The sequence below is a fragment of the Nitratireductor sp. GZWM139 genome (assembly GCF_030068685.1).
GTDB lineage: Bacteria > Pseudomonadota > Alphaproteobacteria > Rhizobiales > Rhizobiaceae > Nitratireductor > Nitratireductor aquimarinus.
On the sequence record NZ_JAMQML010000038.1, the window covers coordinates 1 to 4451 of the forward strand.

Annotated in this window: 5 protein-coding genes and 1 pseudogene; 1 reads left to right on the forward strand and 5 read right to left on the reverse strand. The window is 58.2% G+C overall.

From position 1 onward, the window contains the following. Positions 1 to 54 precede the first annotated feature (54 nt). The 5 genes and pseudogenes from NDI72_RS21655 to aadA1 form a co-directional block, all read right to left on the reverse strand. Positions 55 to 315, reverse strand: a pseudogene (locus tag NDI72_RS21655) (transposase); the annotation flags it as partial. A gap of 56 nt (positions 316 to 371) precedes the next feature. Next, positions 372 to 716, reverse strand: a complete 345-nt coding sequence (locus NDI72_RS21660) for a GNAT family N-acetyltransferase (RefSeq protein ID WP_349632284.1) — start codon at positions 714 to 716, stop codon at positions 372 to 374. A 127-nt stretch (positions 717 to 843) separates the two neighbouring features. Next, positions 844 to 1683, reverse strand: coding sequence for a sulfonamide-resistant dihydropteroate synthase Sul1 (gene sul1 / locus NDI72_RS21665; RefSeq protein ID WP_000259031.1), 840 nt, complete (start codon positions 1681 to 1683; stop codon positions 844 to 846). Then, a complete protein-coding gene (locus tag NDI72_RS21670; RefSeq protein WP_000679427.1) occupies positions 1677 to 2024 on the reverse strand; it encodes a quaternary ammonium compound efflux SMR transporter QacE delta 1 in 348 nt (115 codons plus the stop codon). The genes sul1 and NDI72_RS21670 overlap by 7 nt, the downstream gene beginning before the upstream one ends. A 163-nt stretch (positions 2025 to 2187) precedes the next feature. Further along, on the reverse strand, positions 2188 to 2979 hold the full coding sequence (aadA1, locus tag NDI72_RS21675) for an ANT(3'')-Ia family aminoglycoside nucleotidyltransferase AadA1 (protein WP_001206316.1): 792 nt from the start codon (positions 2977 to 2979) through the stop codon (positions 2188 to 2190). 145 nt (positions 2980 to 3124) lie between these two features. Between aadA1 and intI1 the strand changes: the two genes are divergently transcribed. Then, entirely contained in the window at positions 3125 to 4138 is a 1014-nt protein-coding gene (intI1, locus tag NDI72_RS21680; RefSeq protein WP_000845048.1) for a class 1 integron integrase IntI1, read from the forward strand. The last annotated feature ends 313 nt before the right edge of the window (positions 4139 to 4451 follow it).

The following is a 4451-nucleotide window of genomic DNA, read 5'->3' on the forward strand; positions in this document are numbered from 1 at the left end:
GCGACAGCCTACCTCTGACTGCCGCCAATCTTTGCAACAGAGCCGGCGTCACCACTTTTTTCCCAGCAGGTCCTTCAGGGCCACGTTGTCCAGCATCGCGTCCGCCAACATCCGCTTAAGCCGGGCGTTCTCGTCTTCAAGCGACTTCAACCGCCGAGCCTCCGACACGTCGAGCCCGCCGAACTTGGCCTTCCATTTGTAAAAGGTCGCCGAGCTGACCCCGTGACGCCGACACACCTCCGCCGTCGTCACACCGGCCTCCTGCTCCCGCAGAATCCCGATGATCTGCTCTTCCGTGAACCTTGATCGCTTCATTTTGTCCGTCCTTCGTTAGGGCGGACTCTAACTATTCCTGGAGGAGTTTCAGGGGGTCACGTCACCTCGATCAGCGCGGAGCTGACACCCCGGCCCGCATGTGTCCGTCGCACCGCGAGCTTGTGCAGATATGCGGCCTCCCCCTTGAGGGCGTCGGGCCAGAACTCGGGATCCTCGGCCGACAAGGTGCAACAGCCGACGATGCCGTCGCTGCAACTCGCGACTAGGAGCTCGGATCTCAGGACGAAGGTCTCCGCGAATGTCCGGTCGATCCGCGCGACGTCCCAGGCGGGCGTTCCCTTGGCGGACATCCACGCCGCAGCGTCGTGCATCAGCCGCACAACCTCGTCGATATCACCCGAGCAGGCGACCCGAACGTTCGGAGGCTCCTCGCTGTCCATTCGCTCCCCTGGCGCGGTATGAACCGCCGCCTCATAGTGCAGTTTGATCCTGACGAGCCCAGCATGTCTGCGCCCACCTTCGCGGAACCTGACCAGGGTCCGCTAGCGGGCGGCCGGAAGGTGAATGCTAGGCATGATCTAACCCTCGGTCTCTGGCGTCGCGACTGCGAAATTTCGCGAGGGTTTCCGAGAAGGTGATTGCGCTTCGCAGATCTCCAGGCGCGTGGGTGCGGACGTAGTCAGCGCCATTGCCGATCGCGTGAAGTTCCGCCGCAAGGCTCGCTGGACCCAGATCCTTTACAGGAAGGCCAACGGTGGCGCCCAAGAAGGATTTCCGCGACACCGAGACCAATAGCGGAAGCCCCAACGCCGACTTCAGCTTTTGAAGGTTCGACAGCACGTGCAGCGATGTTTCCGGTGCGGGGCTCAAGAAAAATCCCATCCCCGGATCGAGGATGAGCCGGTCGGCAGCGACCCCGCTCCGTCGCAAGGCGGAAACCCGCGCCTCGAAGAACCGCACAATCTCGTCGAGCGCGTCTTCGGGTCGAAGGTGACCGGTGCGGGTGGCGATGCCATCCCGCTGCGCTGAGTGCATAACCACCAGCCTGCAGTCCGCCTCAGCAATATCGGGATAGAGCGCAGGGTCAGGAAATCCTTGGATATCGTTCAGGTAGCCCACGCCGCGCTTGAGCGCATAGCGCTGGGTTTCCGGTTGGAAGCTGTCGATTGAAACACGGTGCATCTGATCGGACAGGGCGTCTAAGAGCGGCGCAATACGTCTGATCTCATCGGCCGGCGATACAGGCCTCGCGTCCGGATGGCTGGCGGCCGGTCCGACATCCACGACGTCTGATCCGACTCGCAGCATTTCGATCGCCGCGGTGACAGCGCCGGCGGGGTCTAGCCGCCGGCTCTCATCGAAGAAGGAGTCCTCGGTGAGATTCAGAATGCCGAACACCGTCACCATGGCGTCGGCCTCCGCAGCGACTTCCACGATGGGGATCGGGCGAGCAAAAAGGCAGCAATTATGAGCCCCATACCTACAAAGCCCCACGCATCAAGCTTTTGCCCATGAAGCAACCAGGCAATGGCTGTAATTATGACGACGCCGAGTCCCGACCAGACTGCATAAGCAACACCGACAGGGATGGATTTCAGAACCAGAGAAAGAAAATAAAATGCGATGCCATAACCGATTATGACAACGGCGGAAGGGGCAAGCTTAGTAAAGCCCTCGCTAGATTTTAATGCGGATGTTGCGATTACTTCGCCAACTATTGCGATAACAAGAAAAAGCCAGCCTTTCATGATATATCTCCCAATTTGTGTAGGGCTTATTATGCACGCTTAAAAATAATAAAAGCAGACTTGACCTGATAGTTTGGCTGTGAGCAATTATGTGCTTAGTGCATCTAACGCTTGAGTTAAGCCGCGCCGCGAAGCGGCGTCGGCTTGAACGAATTGTTAGACATTATTTGCCGACTACCTTGGTGATCTCGCCTTTCACGTAGTGAACAAATTCTTCCAACTGATCTGCGCGGGAGGCCAAGCGATCTTCTTCTTGTCCAAGATAAGCCTGTCTAGCTTCAAGTATGACGGGCTGATACTGGGCCGGCAGGCGCTCCATTGCCCAGTCGGCAGCGACATCCTTCGGCGCGATTTTGCCGGTTACTGCGCTGTACCAAATGCGGGACAACGTAAGCACTACATTTCGCTCATCGCCAGCCCAGTCGGGCGGCGAGTTCCATAGCGTTAAGGTTTCATTTAGCGCCTCAAATAGATCCTGTTCAGGAACCGGATCAAAGAGTTCCTCCGCCGCTGGACCTACCAAGGCAACGCTATGTTCTCTTGCTTTTGTCAGCAAGATAGCCAGATCAATGTCGATCGTGGCTGGCTCGAAGATACCTGCAAGAATGTCATTGCGCTGCCATTCTCCAAATTGCAGTTCGCGCTTAGCTGGATAACGCCACGGAATGATGTCGTCGTGCACAACAATGGTGACTTCTACAGCGCGGAGAATCTCGCTCTCTCCAGGGGAAGCCGAAGTTTCCAAAAGGTCGTTGATCAAAGCTCGCCGCGTTGTTTCATCAAGCCTTACGGTCACCGTAACCAGCAAATCAATATCACTGTGTGGCTTCAGGCCGCCATCCACTGCGGAGCCGTACAAATGTACGGCCAGCAACGTCGGTTCGAGATGGCGCTCGATGACGCCAACTACCTCTGATAGTTGAGTCGATACTTCGGCGATCACCGCTTCCCTCATGATGTTTAACTTTGTTTTAGGGCGACTGCCCTGCTGCGTAACATCGTTGCTGCTCCATAACATCAAACATCGACCCACGGCGTAACGCGCTTGCTGCTTGGATGCCCGAGGCATAGACTGTACAAAAAAACAGTCATAACAAGCCATGAAAACCGCCACTGCGCCGTTACCACCGCTGCGTTCGGTCAAGGTTCTGGACCAGTTGCGTGAGCGCATACGCTACTTGCATTACAGCTTACGAACCGAACAGGCTTATGTCCACTGGGTTCGTGCCTTCATCCGTTTCCACGGTGTGCGTCACCCGGCAACCTTGGGCAGCAGCGAAGTCGAGGCATTTCTGTCCTGGCTGGCGAACGAGCGCAAGGTTTCGGTCTCCACGCATCGTCAGGCATTGGCGGCCTTGCTGTTCTTCTACGGCAAGGTGCTGTGCACGGATCTGCCCTGGCTTCAGGAGATCGGAAGACCTCGGCCGTCGCGGCGCTTGCCGGTGGTGCTGACCCCGGATGAAGTGGTTCGCATCCTCGGTTTTCTGGAAGGCGAGCATCGTTTGTTCGCCCAGCTTCTGTATGGAACGGGCATGCGGATCAGTGAGGGTTTGCAACTGCGGGTCAAGGATCTGGATTTCGATCACGGCACGATCATCGTGCGGGAGGGCAAGGGCTCCAAGGATCGGGCCTTGATGTTACCCGAGAGCTTGGCACCCAGCCTGCGCGAGCAGCTGTCGCGTGCACGGGCATGGTGGCTGAAGGACCAGGCCGAGGGCCGCAGCGGCGTTGCGCTTCCCGACGCCCTTGAGCGGAAGTATCCGCGCGCCGGGCATTCCTGGCCGTGGTTCTGGGTTTTTGCGCAGCACACGCATTCGACCGATCCACGGAGCGGTGTCGTGCGTCGCCATCACATGTATGACCAGACCTTTCAGCGCGCCTTCAAACGTGCCGTAGAACAAGCAGGCATCACGAAGCCCGCCACACCGCACACCCTCCGCCACTCGTTCGCGACGGCCTTGCTCCGCAGCGGTTACGACATTCGAACCGTGCAGGATCTGCTCGGCCATTCCGACGTCTCTACGACGATGATTTACACGCATGTGCTGAAAGTTGGCGGTGCCGGAGTGCGCTCACCGCTTGATGCGCTGCCGCCCCTCACTAGTGAGAGGTAGGGCAGCGCAAGTCAATCCTGGCGGATTCACTACCCCTGCGCGAAGGCCATCGGTGCCGCATCGAACGGCCGGTTGCGGAAAGTCCTCCCTGCGTCCGCTGATGGCCGGCAGCAGCCCGTCGTTGCCTGATGGATCCAACCCCTCCGCTGCTATAGTGCAGTCGGCTTCTGACGTTCAGTGCAGCCGTCTTCTGAAAACGACACCACCCTGCCCTTTCCCTGGCGTTTTTTGTCGCGTGTTTTAGTTGCATGAAATAGAATACTTGCGACGGCTCTGTTGCAAAGATTGGCGGCAGTCAGAGGTAGGCTGTCGC